The sequence below is a fragment of the Mesorhizobium sp. LSJC269B00 genome, from assembly GCF_000502815.1.
Classification (GTDB): domain Bacteria; phylum Pseudomonadota; class Alphaproteobacteria; order Rhizobiales; family Rhizobiaceae; genus Mesorhizobium.
Genome location: NZ_AYVN01000015.1, coordinates 27,490 through 43,276, shown reverse-complemented (window position 1 = coordinate 43,276; position 15,787 = coordinate 27,490). Strand labels below are relative to the sequence as shown.

Sequence of the window (15,787 nt, the reverse complement as noted above, 5' to 3'; positions counted from 1 at the left end):
AATGCGCCCAATCTTGGGTCTTTCAAACCGCCTAGAAATTCTATTAGTATGCCAATCAAACGAATTGTGGAGAACGACGTGCTGGTGTCGACCGATCTTCGGCCGAAAGAAACGAGGGCACTTGCGGCGCTGTTTCGCGCCGGCGCGTCGAGCCGAGCGGCGCTCGCACGCGATCTCGGCCTGACCCGGTCGACCACCGGCGCCCTGGTGCTGGGGCTGACGGAAGCCGGTCTGGCGCGCGAGCGGTCGGATGGAGCGGATGACGAGCAGGATAGCGAGGGTCGGGTCGGCCGTCCCGGTATCCTGGTCGAGATCGACGGCAATGGCGGCTTCTTCCTTGGCGCTTATATCGGCGTCAACTGGATCGCAGTCGTGACTGTCGACCTTGCCGGCGCGCGGCGTGCGAGCGCCTCTAGGGCATTTGCCGGCCCCGGTAGCACGCCCGAAGCCGCGGTCGACATCATCGGGGAACTCGTCGCCGAGATCCGCTCGCAATTGCCTGCGGGCACGCGCCCCTACGGGCTCAATGTCGCCGTGCCCGGCTTCCCCGCCGCCGACGGGATTTCATACCATGCCACCATCCTTGGCTGGCACGGGGTCAATCTGGCGGAGCTTTTGCGCACTGCCTTTGGCGCGGACTTTCCGATCCTCTTGGAAAACGATGCCAATGCCGTGGCGGTGGCCGAGACATACCGGTCGCGGCCAGGAAAGGACGACGAGGATGCTCTGGTCATCCTGATCGAGAACGGCGTTGGCGGCGGCATCATCAATGCCGGCAGGCTGCATCGCGGCCGGCTCGGCGGCGCCGGCGAAATCGGTCATCTTCGCATTGGCGACGAAGGTTTTGTCTTCGACGCGAAGCGCCCGGGGCGGCTGGAATCCTATGTCGGCAAGGATGCGTTGCTGGCTCGCTATTTGCACATAAGCGGACTGCGCGCCGGCCTGCATGAGTTTGTGGCGGCATTGGCCGACGGCGATCCGCCAGCCGTTGCCACGGCGCGCGACTGGGCGCTCTGGTTCGGTCGCGGGCTGGCGACACTTGCCTGCACCTTGCAACCGGAGCGCATCATCCTCTCCGGCTCGGTCAATGCGGTTTATCCCTTTGTCGCCGAGCAGGTGGAAGCTTTCCTCTCGGACTTCCTGGCCGAAGGTTATCCGGTTCCCACAGTCGAACTGTCGCGCGTCGGGGCCGACGGTCCGGCATTAGGCGCTGCCTGTCTGCTGCATCAGGCAGCTTTGTCGGGCGATCCGCAATTTCAACTTCGCGGCCTCGCCGCGCGCTAATCAGGAGAGATTCCATGCCTCGCAAAGACGAAAAGCGGCTGCGTGTCGGCGTGCTCGGCTGCGGTCCGATTGCGCAGGCAGCGCATTTCGAATCCTGCACCAAGGCGCGCAATGCCGACCTCTATGCCATTTGCGATGTCGCCGACGATCTGCGCGACAGGATGGCCGCGACCTACGCGCCCGAAAAATCCTATGCCGACTACGGCCAGATGCTGGCCGATCCCGATCTCGATGCCGTCATCATCGCGACATCGGACATTTTTCACGTCAAGGCCGCGGAACTGGCGCTCGATGCCGGCAAGCATGTGCTTTGCGAAAAGCCGCTGGGCGTTTCGGTCGAGGAGGTCGAAGGCTTGCGGGCCACGCTCGACAAGAGCCGCAAGGTGCTCCAGGTCGGCCATATGAAGCGCTTCGATCCCGGCATCCAGGCGGCAAAGGCTTTCGTCGACGACGAAATGGGCGAGCGGCTGGCGTTCAAGGGCTGGTACTGCGACAGTACCCACCGCTACCCGATGACCGACGCGGTGCAGCCGCTGATCATCACCAGCGCCAAGGCGCGCAAGCCTGCCGTCAATCCCAAGGCGGATCTGCGCCAGTATTATATGCTGGCGCATGGCAGCCATCTCCTCGATACGGCGCGCCATCTGCATGGGCCGATCGAAGCGGTGGAGGCGCGGCTCACCGAGCGCTATGGCGCCTATTGCTGGTTCATCACCACCATCTTCGCCGACGGCACGATCGGCCATCTCGACCTGACGGTCGCCGTGCGCATGGACTGGCACGAAGGGTTCCAGATCTACGGCCAGAACGGCAGCGTTCTCGCGAAGACGTATAACCCCTGGTACTACAAGAGCAGTGAGGTCGACATTTTCCGCGAGGCCGATGGCAGTTGGCACCGCACGCTTGGCGCGGATGGCCACTTCTATCGCCGCCAGCTCGAAGGCTTTGCCGATGTCGTGCTGAATGGCGCGCCGATGATCGGCGCCGGCATCGAGGACGGCATCGCATCGGTCAGGGGCATGGCGGCCATCGCCCGCTCGGCCGCTGCCGGCGGCCGCGCCGTCCGTCTCCCCGATGTCGACGGGGTGGTGTGATGCAGCTTGGGATTTTCGCCAAGACCTTCGCCACCACCGGTGCCTTGCCGGTGCTGCGCGCGGTCGCGGACGGCGGCTACACGGCGGCGCAGTTCAACATGGCGTGCCTTCGACTGCCGTCGATGCCGGACCGCATCGAACGCGACGCGGCCCGGTCCGTCGCTGAGGCGAGCGGTGAAACCGGCGTTTCGATCGCGGCGGTTTCGGGAACCTACAACATGATCCACCCGGATCGCACGGTTCGTGTGTCAGGTCTTGCCCGGCTCGAGGTGCTCGCCGCCTCATGCGCCGATATGGGCACGCGACTGATTACGCTGTGCACCGGCACAAGGGATGCGCAGGATCAGTGGCGCTGGCATCCCGACAATGCAAGCGACGCGGCATGGAGCGATCTGCGGACGGAGATGGAAGCGGCGATCGCGATTGCCGAGCGCTTCGACATCGAGCTTGGCATCGAACCGGAACTGGCCAATGTCCTCTCCAGCGCCCGGGCCGCACGCCGCCTGCTGGACGAAATGAACAGCAAGCGCCTGCGCATCGTGCTCGATCCGGCCAATCTGTTCGAAGTGGCAGACAGCGCGGAGCGTCATCGCCTCATCGACGAAGCCGTCGATCTGCTGGCCGCCGAGATCGGCATGGCCCATGCCAAGGACCGCAATGCCGATGGCAGTTTTGCCGCCGCCGGACAGGGCGTCGTCGATTTCCCGCATTTCATCGGCTGCCTAAGAGCCGCCGGGTTCGACGGCCCCCTGATCACGCATGGCCTGACAGAGGCCGAGGCGCCAGGTGTCGGCGCCTTTCTGCGCACCGTACTTGAAGAGAGCGAGCGCGCGTGAAAAAGACCTTCAGCCGCGATGGCGTCGACCTTGCCTACCGGGAGGTCGGCACGGGCCTTCCCGTCATCTTCCAGCATGGGCTGGGCGGCGATGAGGCGCAGGTGGCCGACGTGTTTCCCGATCTGCCGGTGACGCGGCGCGTGACGCTCGAATGCCGTGGCCAGGGCGGATCCGGCTACGGGCCTGTCGAGCAGCTTTCGATCGCGACGTTTGCCGAGGACGTCGATGCACTGGCCGACGATCTCGGCCTCGGCCCGGCCGTCGTCGGCGGCATCTCGATGGGCGCGGCGCTGGCGCTTCGCCTGGCGGTGCACAGGCCGGCGCGGGTGCGGGCGCTGGTGCTCGCCCGGCCTGCGTGGGTATCCCAGGCTGCACCGGCCAATATGAGGCCCTATGCCGTGGTCGGCGATCTCTTGATGCGGCATTCGCCCCAAGACGCCAGGCGTCTGTTCGATGACAGCGCTGTTGCCGGCGAACTGGCCAGGCTGGCGCCGGACAATCTCGCCAGCCTGCAAGGCTTCTTCAATCGCCCGGATTCGGTTCGCTTCGGCAGGCTGCTTGTGGCGATCGCGGGCGATGGCCCTGGCGTGAGCGATGCCGACATCCGCGCCATTGCAGTTCCGACCCTGGTCATCGGCCATGACCATGACCTCGTCCATCGACTGGACGACGCACAGACGCTGGCCGGGCTCATCCCGTCGGCCCGGCTTTGCACCATCGCAGCCAAATCGCAGGATCGCGCCGCCTACCGGCGGGAATTCCGCGCCTGTCTTTCGGAATTCCTGGAAGCGCTGGCATGACGCATCAAACGATGGACGACACGATCGCCGTGGTCGAGATCGGCGGCACGTCGGTCAAGGTTGGCTTTGCCGACCACGGCATCCCGGTGGATTTTGCCCGCACCTACCCGACCGCGCAACTGCGCAAGGACGCGCCGGTGGCGGGGTTGGCCGATGCGGTCACCGCAGCCTGCCGCGATGCCGGGCTCAAACCTGCACGGGTCGTTGCGACGGTGCCTGGGTTCATCGACCGCGACTTCGACACGGTGCTGCACACGGCCAACATTCCCGAACTGAACGGCATCCGGCTGGGTACGGAACTGGCATCGCGGCTCCGCGTTCCCGTGCGGCTCGAACGCGACGTCGTGCTGCAATTGCTGGGCGAAAGCGTTGCCGGCGCGGTGAAGCGGCAAAAGGAGGTGCTGGCGGTCTATCTCGGCACCGGCATCGGTGCGGCCTATCTCGGCAAGGACGGCATTTTCAGGGGCGGCGGCTGGGCGCTGGAAATCGGCCATATGCCGATCTACCGGCCTGACGAAAGCGGACCGCCAAACCGCGTCGAGACCTACGCCTCAGGGGCAACGCTTGTCGAACTCGCGACAGACTACGATATCCCGGTTGCCGAGCTGTTTTCGGCGACCGGGCAGCCACCGTCGCTGCGCGAATGGCTCGATGAGATCGTCTGGCAGCAGGCGGTGACCATCGCAACGGCAGCCGCTTTGTTTTCCCCGCAGACGATCTTGATCGGTGGCGGCATTGTCGACATGAAGTCCTATCCCCGCCAGGCGCTCAAGCAGCGCATCGCGGACAGCCTGCCGCATTCGGTTGTTGTAGAGCCTCTGGACATACGCTGGGCGGCCCTGGGCTGGCAGGCGGCGATCCATGGCGCGGTGCTGCTCGGCGCGGTGTGATCGCCGTGGTTGCTGTCGGCGAAGGATTACTTGATCGTCTTCCCATCCGCCCCAAACCGGTATGTCTTACCCGGCTCCGGCGTTGCATACAGCGTCGCACCTGGCTCGGCGTCGTAGACACCGAAAATGCGGACCGTGATCAGCCCGGCCTTTTCGCAGTCGAGATAGAGGTTGGTGTCGGCGCCGAGATGTTCGGCATGCACCACCGTTCCCTTCCACGCGCCGGACCTTGGATCCACGGTCAGATGCTCCGGCCGCACGCCGATCGTCTTGGCCGTCTCGCCCAATCTGGCGCCGTCGATGAAATTCATCTTCGGCGAGCCGATAAAGCCGGCGACGAACTCGTTTGCCGGCGAATTGTAGAGCTCCATCGGGCCGCCGATCTGCTCGATCTGGCCGGCGTTGAGCACGACGATCTTGTCGGCCAGCGTCATCGCCTCGACCTGGTCGTGGGTGACGTAGATCATCGTCGCCTTCAGCCGGCGATGCAGCTGCGCGATCTCCAGCCGCGTGTTGACGCGAAGCGCTGCGTCGAGGTTCGACAAGGGCTCATCGAAGAGGAACAGTTTTGGCTCGCGCACCACGGCGCGGCCGATGGCGACGCGCTGGCGCTGGCCGCCCGACAGCTCCGCCGGCCGCCGCTCGAGATACGGTTCCAGCGACAGCATCGACGAGGCGACGCCGATGCGGCGTTCGATCTCCGGGGCGGGCGTGCCGGCCTGCTTGAGGCCGAGGCCCATATTGTTCTTCACCGTCAGATGCGGGTAGAGCGCGTATGTCTGGAACACCATGGCGATGCCGCGTTTTGCCGGGGGCGTGGCCGAGACATCGGCGCCGTCGATCACCACCCTGCCGGAGGTCGAATCCTCCAGCCCGGCGATGACCCTGAGCAAGGTTGACTTGCCGCAGCCAGATGGGCCGACGAAGACGACGAATTCGCCGTCGGTCACTTCGAGGTTGATGCCTTTCAGCACCTCGACCGGCCCGAAGGCCTTCTTCACATTCTCGATTACCAGCGAGCCCACGGCTTCGTCCTTGTTCTAGAGTTTGCCCTACTAGAGCTTAACTGGGGCGCCGCTGCGCACGCTCTCATCGGCGGCAAGGCAGACGGCGAGCGATTTCACCGCGTCGTCCATGTGGCGGGTCAGGTCAATGTCTTCCCGGATCGCCTTCAGCACGAAGGCCTGTTCGAGATCGCAGAGGTCCTGGTGGCCGGGTTCGCCGTCCATCGACAGCATCTCGTCCGGCCTGGCGAACTTGCCGTCCGCGCCGGTCGCCGCACTGTGCAGGCGGATGGTCGAGGTCTTGGTGTGGGTGTCGATGTCGTCCGACTTCACACCTTCCTTCATGACGATCGACACGCAGCCATTGGGCGAAATCACGTCCTTCACGAAGAACGCTGTCTCCGAGATCATCGGGCCCCAAGCCGCCTCGTACCAGCCGACCGAGCCGTCGTCGAACAGCACCTGGAGATGGCCGTAATTGTACATTGTCGGCGCGATTTCCTCGGTCAGCCGCAGCCCCATGCCGCGCACCTCGACCGGCCTGGCGTCGGTGATCTGCAGCATCACGTCGAGATAGTGCACGCCGCAATCGACGATCGGCGACGTCGTCTGCATCAACTGCTTGTGCGTCTGCCAGGTCGGGCCTGACGATTGCTGGTTGAGGTTCATGCGAAACACGTAAGGGCCGCCGAGCTTGCGCGCCTCGGCGATCAGCCTGACCCAGGACGGGTGGTGGCGCAGGATGTAGCCGATCACCAATTTTCGGCCGTTGGCCTTGGCCGCGGCGACGACGCGCTTGGCGTCCGCCACCGTCGTTGCGAGCGGCTTCTCGACGAAGACGTGGCAGCCGGCCTCGAATGCCTTCACCGCATAGTCGGCATGGCTGTCGGAATAGGTGGCGATGCAGGCGACATCCGGCTTTTCATCGCGCAACGCGTCGTCGAAGGAGCGCCTGATGCCATAGCCCGACAGCCCGTCCGGTAACGGCACGTCGGAGCGGTTGATCAGGGCCGCGATCTCGAAGCCCGGATTAGTGTGGTAGGCCAGCGCATGGCTACGCCCCATATTACCGAGGCCTGCGACGACGACGCGAAGGGGCGATTTAGAGGTCATCTAACTACTCCAGATGTTCCAGTTGTTCCTTCTGAGAGGGTGTCACCCCACCCGGCGCTTCGCGCCGACCTCCCCATCGAGGGGAGGTAGGACGTTGGCGCGAACACCCTCACTGCCAAAGAAGCTTCTCCGAAAGTCGCTCTTTGGCGGTCGTGAATGAAGCCACGACCTTTTACCTCCCCTTGATGGGGAGGTCGGCGCGCAGCGCCGGGTGGGGTGAAGGCTCCAGCAGAGATTTGTAGGGCTCCGCTCACTTGACGGCTCCGGATGTGATGCCGCGGATCAGCTGCCGCGAGAAGATGACGTAGAGAGTCAGCACAGGCATGATCGCCAGCGAGAGTGCCGCCAGGATGGCGTTCCAGTTGGTGACGAACTGGCCGAGGAAAAGCTGCGCGCCGAGCGTCACCGTCTTGGTCTCTTCCGACGGCGCCAGGATCAGTGGGAACCACAGATCGTTCCAGATCGGGATCATGGTGAAGACGGCGACCGTCGCCATCGAGGGCCGCACCAGCGGCAGCACCAGCCGGAAGAAGATGGTGTATTCCGACAGGCCGTCGATCCGGCCGGCATTCTTCAGATCGTCTGACACCTGCTTCATGAATTCCGACAGGATGAAGACGGCCAGCGGCAGCCCCTGCGCGGTGTAGACCAGGATCAGCGCCGTCAGCGTGTTGACCAGACCGCTCGCCACCATCAATTGCAGGATGGCGACGGTGCCCAACCGGATCGGGATCATGATGCCGAGCGCGAGGTAAAGCCCCATCAGCGTGTTGCCGCGAAAGCGGTATTCCGACAGCGCGAACGCCGCCATCGCGCCGAACAGAAGCACGAAGAACAGCGAGGCGACGGTGACGACGAGGCTGTTCTGAAAATAGTGGATGAAGTCGCCCTGCCCGATCACGGTGGTATAGCCGATCAGGTCGAAGGTTTTTGGCGTCGGCGGCGTCAGCGGCTCGCTGAAGATGCCGGCGCGTGACTTGAACGAATTCATGATGACCAGGATCACCGGAAACAGCGCGATCGCCGTATAGGTCAGAAGGATCGCGTGGGCGCCGATGGTGCGGGGCAGCGAACGGGTGGCGGTGCTCATTGGAAGGTCTCCTGACGAGCGATGACTGTTGAGGTCGGCACCAAGGCACCCCCCTCTGTCCTGCCGGACATCTCCCCCGCAAGGGGGGAGATCAGATGCCGCGACTGCTTTCGCCAATCGCCAACGTTGCAAGACGAGCGGCAAGGCCAGAGCTGCCAATCTCCCCCCTTGCGGGGGAGATGGCCGGCAGGCCAGAGGGGGGTGTTCAAGCTCGACATCTCGCCCCTCAGAACTGGTAGCGACGCAGGCGCGTCTGGACGAGGAAGAGGTAGACGCAGACGCCGCCGAGGATGATCAGGAACATCATCGTGGCGATCGCCGCGCCCATATTGGGATCGCCGGTCTGCAGCTGAAAGCCGAAGAAGGCGCGGTAGAGGAAAGTGCCCAGAATATCGGTCGAATAGTTCGGGCCGGCGAGCGCCCCTTGCGCGGTGTAGATCAGGTCGAAGGCGTTGAAATTGCCGACGAAGGTCAGGATCGAGATGATGCCGATCGAGGGCAGGATCAGCGGCAGCTTGATCTTCCAGAACTGCGACATGCCGGTGATGCCGTCACATTCGGCCGCCTCGATCACCTCTTCGGGGATCGACAAAAGGGCTGCATAGATCAGCATCATCGGGATGCCGACGAACTGCCACACCGAGATCAGGCTGAGCGCGGTCAGCGCATATCGTTCCTTGCCCAGCCACGGCGTGAACAGGCTTTTCAAGCCGACCAGGTCCATCAGATGCGGCGCCACGCCCCATAACGGCGACAGGATCAGTTTCCAGGCGAAGCCGACGATGACGAAGGACAGGATGGTCGGCACGAAGATCGCGGTGCGGTAGAAGGCGGCGAATCTCAGCCTCGGGCTGGACAGCAATGCCGCCAGCATGACACCGATCGGGTTCTGCACCACCATGTGGATGATGAAGAACCAGGTATTGTTCCGCAGCGCGTTCCAGAAGCCGATCGACCAGTTGGGGTCGCCGAACAACGTACGGAAGTTGGTGAAACCGACGAACACCTGATGCTGATCGACATTGCGGAACAGCGACAGCTGCAGCGTGCCGGCCAGCGGCAGGATCATGATCGCCGTATAGACCAGCAGCGCCGGCGCCAGAAAGACGCCGATATGCGAGCGGAACGGTCGTTTCGGTCGTGTTTGTGCGGCCATGAGTGCGGTCCCCGCCGATCAGGTTTAGCAATGCCTTCGACGGCAGCGCTGCCCCTCACCCTTACCCTCTCCCCGTGAAGGACGGGGAGAGGGGCGCCTGCGTTTCGGCTGATCCTTCTCCCCGTCACTATACGGGGAGAAGGTGCCGGCAGGCGGATGAGGGGCGGCGCCGTCGTTCGCAGTCGATGATGCTGTCGAAAAACGCAGGGCCGTCCACTTGGGGCCCTGTCTGTCTCTGAGCTTACTTGCCCGGCTTGTACCAGCTGTCGAGGCCGTCCTGCAGCTTCTTGGCGGCAGCTTCCGGCGTGTCGGTGCCGTTGATGACGTTGGCCGATTCAACCCAGGTTTCGTTCTCGAGGTTCGGCGTGCCGCGCGACAGGATCTGGTAGGTCGAGCGGATCGTCGACTTGCACTTGTCGCGCCAGGAGACGAATTCCTGCGCCAGCGGGTCTTCCATCTTCACCGGGGTGGAATTTAGGCTGAAGAAGCCCGGCAGTGCGTTGGCGTAGATGGTGGCGAAGTCCGGCGAGGCGACCCAGGACAGGAAGGTCTTGGCCGCGTCGGCATTCTTCGACGCCGCATTCAGGCCCATGCCGATATCGGTATGGTCGGAGATGTAGCAGGTGTCGCCGGCCTTCTCGACCGGCGGCGGGAAGGCGCCCATCTTGAACTGCGCCTGGGTGTTGAACAGGCCGATCTCCCACGATCCCGCCGGGTAGATGGCGGCGCGGCCAAGCGTGAACAGGTTCTGGCTGTCCGGATAGGTCTGGGCCTCGAAGCCGTCGCCGAGATAAGGCTTCCACCTGGCCAGTTCCTCATAGGGAGCAACCCAGTCCTTGTCGGTCAGCTTCTGGTCGCCCTTGATCAGCGCCGCGCGGCCCTCTTCGCCCTTCCAGTAGTTCGGACCGATGTTCTGATAGCCCATGGTCGCGGCTTCCCAGAGGTCCTTGGTGCCCATGGCCATCGGGATGTAGGTGCCGTCGGCCTTGATCTTGTCGAGCGCGGCGAAGAACTCGTCACGCGTCGTCGGCACCTTGAGGCCGAGCTTGTCGAAGGCGTCCTTGTTGTAGATGAAGCCGTGAATGACCGAGGCCATCGGCACGCAGAAGCTCGCCTTGCCGTCGTCGGTCTGCCAGGCGGCCTTGGCAACGGGCGAAAAGTTTTCCATGCCGGGCAGCGCCGACAGGTCGGCAAGGTTGCCCTTCTTGAACAGTTCGAGCGACTTGTCGAACGGGCGGCAGGTGATCAGGTCGCCAGCCGAGCCGGCGGCGAGCTTGGCGCCGAGTGCGGCGTCATACTCGGTCGGCGCCGACGGTGCGAACACCACTTTGATGCCCGGGTTCTTGGCCTCAAAAGCCGGGATCAGCTTGTCCTTCCAGATGGCAAGGTCGTCGCCGCGCCAGCTTTCGATATTGAGCGTTACGTCATCGGCGTGAGCCAACCCGGCGGTGCCGAGAATGCTGGTGCCGAGAAGCAGTGCCGTCAGTAATTTCGTTGTCATGCTAGTCTCCCTGTTGACCTTTTTCAGGTTCGGTTTTGAGAACAGGGGCCTTCGCGCCCTTGTTCCCCTCGATCGCGGAAAGGGCTGGCCGCAGCTTCTGGCCGGTCCCTTCCAGTATCTTCTCGGCCGCAACGGCGTTGGCAGCGCCGGCGGCGAGCAGAATGGCTATCTTGACGACGCCGCCGCTCGCTTCGAGCAGCCGCACGGCGTCTTGCCGGTCGCGGCCGCTGATAGCGGCGACGATGCGAGCCGCGCGGTCGCGCAGCTTGATGTTGTCGGCGGTGAGATTGACCATGTAGCCGTCATGGACATGGCCGAGATGAATGGCGGTAAGCGTCGACAGCATGTTGAGCGCGATCTTCTGGGCAGTGCCGGCGCCCATGCGCGTCGAGCCGGCAATCACCTCCGGTGGCGTCTCGAGCAGGATGGCGACGTCGGCCAGCCTGAGCAGGGGCGTGTCCTTGTTGTTGGCAATGGCGATGGTTGCCGCGCCCCGGCTGCGCGCATCCTTCAGCGCCTGCACCGCATAGGGCGTCGAGCCGCTGGCCGAAATCGCGATCAGGCAGTCGCCCTTGCCGATGCCGGCGCCGGCAATTGCCGTCGAGGCTTCGTCGGTGTCGTCTTCCGGTCCGCCGGCCAGGGTCTTGAAAGCGTCGTCGCCACCGGCGATGAGGATGGCGATGCGTTCGCGCTTGATGCCGAAGGTGCCGGGCAACTCCAGCGCGTCGGCCAGCGCCATCAGGCCGGAGCTGCCGGCCGCAGCATAGGCGAGCTTGCCGCCGCCGTTCAGCCGCCCGGCGATGATTTCGGCTGCGGCGGCGATGGCGGGAATGGCGTCGCGCACAGCCTTGGCGGCCTCGATCTGCGCATTGACCAAAGAAGAAAGGATGGCGTCCGGGGCCTGGATGTCCAGTCCCTCGGCATTGCTGTGAAGCGCTTCGGTGCGCGGTTCGGCCATCCCTGTCCCTCCCATGGACGAACAATACCAAAAAAATACCACTTGTCCAGACGCATTAACGAAATTGCGAACTGGAAATCGTTGAGCCGGCGAAATTCCCGGGTTTTTCAACCTGATACGCCTTAATCTTTTTGAAACGGAAATTAATCCCTTGGCTATTGGTATTTTATTGGTATTATCGCCCGGAGGAGACATCGCGTGAAATTCGTGCTCGGTATCGACGGCGGCGGCACCAGCTGCAGGGCAGCCCTTGCGACAGGCGATGGCGTTGTCATTGGCCGTGCCAAAAGCGGCGCCGCCAACATCCGCACCGATCTCACCGGCGCTCGCACCCACATCGTCGAGGCTGCTCGTCAGGCCTTCATCGCCGCCGGGCAAGATCCGGACCTGATCCCGCAGACACCAGCTATTCTCGGCCTTGCCGGCGCCAATGTCGGCACCTACCGCCAGCAGCTTGAAGCAATCCTGCCGTTCAGCATCAGCCGCGTCGAGACGGACGCCGAGATCGCGCTCGAAGGGGCAGTCGGCTCTGGTGACGGCGCCATGGCCATCCTCGGCACCGGCACCGCCTATATGGCGCGCAAGGGCGGCACGTCGCGCGCCATCGGCGGCTGGGGCTTTCAGGTCGGTGATCAAGGCAGCGGCGCCCGGATCGGCCGCGACCTGCTGGAGCAGACGCTGCTCGCCCATGACGGCGTCCGGCCGCGCTCAGCCCTGACCGACAGCATGATGGCCATTTTCCGCAACAATCCCGAAGACGTGGTCGAGTTCACCACCAATGCCAAGCCCGGCGATTTCGGCGGCTTCGCGCCCAAGGTTTTCGAGCATGCCGAGAAGGGCGACAGCGTCGCCAACTGGATCGTGGACAAGTCGGTTGCCGATGTCGAGGCGTCGCTCCACGCGCTCGACCTCTCTGATGACGCCCCGCTCTGCCTGCTCGGCGGGCTGGCGCCGCTCTATGGACCGCGCCTCTCGCGGCGCTACCAGGCGCTGCTGAAAGCGCCGCTCGACGATGCGCTGGGCGGCGCCGTGCAGATGGCGGCCCGCATCTTCGTCAAAGCGGAGGCGACGCGATGAGCGATGCCGCCGACCAGATCTTCGCCACGCTGAGGCAGTCGTCGCAGAGCGGCGCCCCGCTCTACCTGCAGCTCAGGAAAAGCATCGAGGACGCCGTCAATCGCGGCCTGATCGGGCCGGGCGATGCGCTGCCTTCCGAGCGCGACATCGCCACCAAGGCCGACATTTCGCGCGTCACCGTGCGCAAGGCGGTGCAGGATCTGGTCAAGGGCGGCATCCTCGTGCAGCGCCACGGCTCCGGCACCTTCGTCGCGCCGCGCATGGAGCGCGTCGAGCAGTCGCTGTCCAGGCTCACTTCATTCACCGAGGACATGGCAAGGCGCGGCATGGCGGTGCGTTCAGTCTGGCTCGACCGCGACCTCTACCCGCCCTCGCCCGACGAGATGATGGTGCTCGGCCTGTCCTCGAACGAGTTGGTGGCGCGCGTGGCGCGCCTGCGCATCGCAAACGACACGCCGCTGGCCATCGAACGCGCCTCGTTGTCGGCCAGCGTGCTGCCGGATCCGGCCGGGATAGGCTCGTCACTCTATGCGGCGCTGCAACTGACCGGCAACCGGCCGGTGCGGGCGGTGCAGCGCATTTCCGCCGCCAATCTCGGCGACGCTGATGCGCGTCTGCTCGAAGTGCCATCCGGCATTGCCGGCCTGCACATCGAACGCATTTCCTATCTCGCGAGCGGCAAGGTGATCGAGTTCACCCGCTCCATCTACCGCGGCGACGCCTATGATTTCGTCGCCGAACTGCGCCTGACAGGGCCGAGCGAAGAGGGCCGACCATGATCCCCAAGACCACCCATATGCGGCGCGAGATCGACGAAATTCCGCAAGCCGTCGCGCGTCTGCTCGATGGCTCGGCGGCGGTGCTGACCGAGGCCGGACGCGGCATTCGCGAGCGCGATCCGAGCTTCGTCGTTACCGTCGCGCGCGGTTCGTCCGACCATGCCGCCACCTTCATGAAATATGCCGTCGAACTGACCGCCGGCCTGGCCGTGGCATCGGTCGGTCCGTCGATCGCCTCGATCTACGGCGCCAAGCTCAAGCTCGCCGGTTCCGCTTGCCTCGCCATCTCGCAATCCGGCAAGAGCCCTGACATCGTCGCCATGGCCGAGACGGCACGGGCCGGCGGTGCGCTCACCGTCGCCATCACCAACACCGCCGATTCGCCGCTGGCGCGGGCTTCGGATTTTGCCATCGACATTCTGGCCGGCCCCGAGCGCAGCGTCGCGGCGACCAAGACATTCGTCAATTCGGCGGTCGCCGGCCTGGCGCTGATGGCGCATTGCACCGGCGACGACAGACTGCTGGCCGCCCTTGCCCGCCTGCCCGAGCATTTCAGCAAGGCGATCGCCTGCGACTGGATGGCGCTGGCCGGCGCGTTGGAGACGCCGCAATCGCTGTTCATCCTGGGACGTGGCCCGTCGGCGGCGATGGCCGACGAGGCGGCGCTGAAATTCAAAGAGACCTGCGGCATGCATGCCGAGGCCTACAGTGCTGCCGAAGTCATGCACGGCCCGCTGGCGCTGGTCGGGCCAGGCTTCCCGGTGCTGGCGCTCGCCGCCCGCGATGCCTCCGAGCCGTCCGTGGCAGAGGCTGCCGACAACCTTGCCGGCAAGGGTGCCGCCGTTTTTGTAACCTCGGACAAAGCCAAGAGCGCGGCGCGGCTGCCGCATGTCGCCACCGGTCATCCCTTGACCGATCCGCTGACGCTGATCGTGTCCTTCTACGGCTTCGTCGAGGCTTTCGCCCGCCACCGCGGCCTCGATCCGGATGTGCCACGCAATCTGCGCAAGGTGACGGAAACCGTATGAGCGACCGTTTTGCCCTGACTGGCGCCCGCATTTTCGATGGCGACGACTGGCATGACAACGCCGCCCTTGTCGTGCACGGCGATGTGGTCGAAGGCATTCATCCCGTCGGCGCCATTCCGTCGGGCATTGCCCGCATCGACGCCGGGGGCGGCATGCTGGTGCCGGGTTTTGTCGACCTGCAGGTCAATGGCGGCGGCGGCGTCATGCTCAACGACCATCCCGATGTCGCCTCGCTGGCAACCATCTGCCGGGCGCATGCGCCGTTCGGCACGACCGCACTGCTGCCGACGCTAATCACCGATACGCCTGATATCACCGCCGCGGCCATTGCCGCCGGCACCGGGGCGGCACGGCAAAAACTGCCGGGATTTCTCGGCCTGCATCTCGAAGGGCCGCATCTCTCCGTCGCCCGCAAGGGGGCGCATGAACCGGCGCTGATCCGGCCGATGACGGATGCGGATGAAGCGGCGCTGGTCGCGGCACGCAAAAACCTGCCGGTGCTGCTGACGACGATAGCGCCCGAATCCGTCGAGCCTGCCCGCGTTGCGGCCTTGGCCAAGGCCGGTGTGATTGTCAGCCTCGGCCATTCCGACACCGGCTACGCCACGGCCAGAGCCTTTGCCGATGCCGGCGCCAGCGTGGTCACACATCTGTTCAACGCCATGAGCCAGATCGGCAACCGTGAGCCGGGGCTGGCGGGTGCGGCCATCGACATAGGCAGTCTGTCGGCCGGGATCATCGCCGACGGCATCCATGTCGATCCCGCCACCATGGCAATCGCGCTGCGCGCCAAGCAGGGACCGGGCAGGATCGTGCTGGTTACAGACGCCATGGCGACGATCGGCACCGACATGACATCGTTCACCCTCAACGGCCGCATCATCTATCGCAAGGATGGCAGCCTGAGGCTGGCCGACGGCACGCTGGCCGGCGCCGATCTCGATATGATCTCGGCGGTTCGCTACGTCCACCGGATTGTCGGGCTGGACCTGTCGGAAGCGTTGCGCATGGCCTCGCTCTATCCGGCGCAGGCGGTCGGCCAGGCCCACCGGCTCGGCCGCTTCGCCAATGGCACGGCTGCCGATATCGTCGCTCTGTCGGACGCCCTCGACGTCAACGGCGTCTGGATCGGCGGCGACAAGGTTTTTGCAGGCGCGGACAGTCCGCGCTAAAGTCC

Annotated in this window: 15 protein-coding genes; 9 read left to right on the top strand and 6 right to left on the bottom strand. The window is 64.7% G+C overall.

The genetic code is table 11. The features are described 5' to 3' along the window. Positions 1–48 precede the first annotated feature (48 nt). The 5 genes from X771_RS139750 to X771_RS139770 are packed head-to-tail and all read left to right on the top strand — an operon-like array spanning position 49 to position 4,904. A complete protein-coding gene (locus X771_RS139750; RefSeq protein WP_023689965.1) occupies positions 49–1,284 on the top strand; it encodes an ROK family transcriptional regulator in 1,236 nt (411 codons plus the stop codon). A 14-nt stretch (positions 1,285–1,298) separates the two neighbouring features. After that, on the top strand, positions 1,299–2,378 hold the full coding sequence (locus X771_RS139755) for a Gfo/Idh/MocA family oxidoreductase (RefSeq protein WP_023689964.1): 1,080 nt from the start codon (positions 1,299–1,301) through the stop codon (positions 2,376–2,378). Next, positions 2,378–3,214 (top strand): sugar phosphate isomerase/epimerase, encoded by an 837-nt coding sequence (locus X771_RS139760; RefSeq protein WP_023689963.1) that lies wholly within the window; start codon positions 2,378–2,380, stop codon positions 3,212–3,214. The genes X771_RS139755 and X771_RS139760 overlap by 1 nt, the downstream gene beginning before the upstream one ends. Then, positions 3,211–4,014: an alpha/beta hydrolase gene (locus X771_RS139765; RefSeq protein WP_023689962.1), complete on the top strand. Its 804-nt coding sequence runs from the start codon at positions 3,211–3,213 to the stop codon at positions 4,012–4,014. The genes X771_RS139760 and X771_RS139765 overlap by 4 nt, the downstream gene beginning before the upstream one ends. After that, on the top strand, positions 4,011–4,904 hold the full coding sequence (locus X771_RS139770) for an ROK family protein (RefSeq protein WP_023689961.1): 894 nt from the start codon (positions 4,011–4,013) through the stop codon (positions 4,902–4,904). The genes X771_RS139765 and X771_RS139770 overlap by 4 nt, the downstream gene beginning before the upstream one ends. Positions 4,905–4,930: 26 nt before the next feature. Here the strand turns inward: X771_RS139770 and X771_RS139775 are convergent, their stop codons facing one another. The 6 genes from X771_RS139775 to X771_RS139800 all read right to left on the bottom strand — a co-directional run bounded on the left by X771_RS139775 (position 4,931) and on the right by X771_RS139800 (position 11,726). Beyond that, on the bottom strand, positions 4,931–5,929 hold the full coding sequence (locus X771_RS139775; RefSeq protein ID WP_023668840.1) for an ABC transporter ATP-binding protein: 999 nt from the start codon (positions 5,927–5,929) through the stop codon (positions 4,931–4,933). 30 nt (positions 5,930–5,959) lie between these two features. Further along, the gene (locus X771_RS139780; protein ID WP_023755586.1) at positions 5,960–7,021 is read right to left on the bottom strand and encodes a Gfo/Idh/MocA family oxidoreductase; all 1,062 of its coding nucleotides are present in this window, start codon (positions 7,019–7,021) and stop codon (positions 5,960–5,962) included. A 250-nt stretch (positions 7,022–7,271) separates the two neighbouring features. After that, complete coding sequence (locus X771_RS139785; RefSeq protein WP_023668842.1) at positions 7,272–8,111, bottom strand: carbohydrate ABC transporter permease; 840 nt, start codon at positions 8,109–8,111, stop codon at positions 7,272–7,274. Between the two features lie 226 nt (positions 8,112–8,337). Further along, the gene (locus X771_RS139790; RefSeq protein ID WP_023689959.1) at positions 8,338–9,267 is read right to left on the bottom strand and encodes a sugar ABC transporter permease; all 930 of its coding nucleotides are present in this window, start codon (positions 9,265–9,267) and stop codon (positions 8,338–8,340) included. A gap of 241 nt (positions 9,268–9,508) precedes the next feature. Further along, complete coding sequence (locus tag X771_RS139795; RefSeq protein ID WP_023689958.1) at positions 9,509–10,768, bottom strand: ABC transporter substrate-binding protein; 1,260 nt, start codon at positions 10,766–10,768, stop codon at positions 9,509–9,511. A 1-nt stretch (position 10,769) separates the two neighbouring features. Beyond that, positions 10,770–11,726, bottom strand: coding sequence for an N-acetylmuramic acid 6-phosphate etherase (locus X771_RS139800; RefSeq protein ID WP_023689957.1), 957 nt, complete (start codon positions 11,724–11,726; stop codon positions 10,770–10,772). 198 nt (positions 11,727–11,924) lie between these two features. Here X771_RS139800 and X771_RS139805 point away from each other — a divergent pair, with 198 nt between their 5' ends. Genes X771_RS139805 through nagA form a run of 4 tightly spaced genes read left to right on the top strand, consistent with a single transcriptional unit; the run spans position 11,925 to position 15,782 of the window. Further along, positions 11,925–12,803, top strand: coding sequence for an N-acetylglucosamine kinase (locus tag X771_RS139805; protein ID WP_023689956.1), 879 nt, complete (start codon positions 11,925–11,927; stop codon positions 12,801–12,803). Then, positions 12,800–13,582, top strand: a complete 783-nt coding sequence (locus tag X771_RS139810) for a GntR family transcriptional regulator (protein WP_023689955.1) — start codon at positions 12,800–12,802, stop codon at positions 13,580–13,582. The genes X771_RS139805 and X771_RS139810 overlap by 4 nt, the downstream gene beginning before the upstream one ends. Then, complete coding sequence (locus tag X771_RS139815) at positions 13,579–14,610, top strand: SIS domain-containing protein (protein ID WP_023668848.1); 1,032 nt, start codon at positions 13,579–13,581, stop codon at positions 14,608–14,610. Before X771_RS139810 ends, X771_RS139815 begins: the two co-directional genes overlap by 4 nt. Next, positions 14,607–15,782 (top strand): N-acetylglucosamine-6-phosphate deacetylase, encoded by a 1,176-nt coding sequence (gene nagA, locus X771_RS139820; protein WP_023689954.1) that lies wholly within the window; start codon positions 14,607–14,609, stop codon positions 15,780–15,782. The genes X771_RS139815 and nagA overlap by 4 nt, the downstream gene beginning before the upstream one ends. The last annotated feature ends 5 nt before the right edge of the window (positions 15,783–15,787 follow it).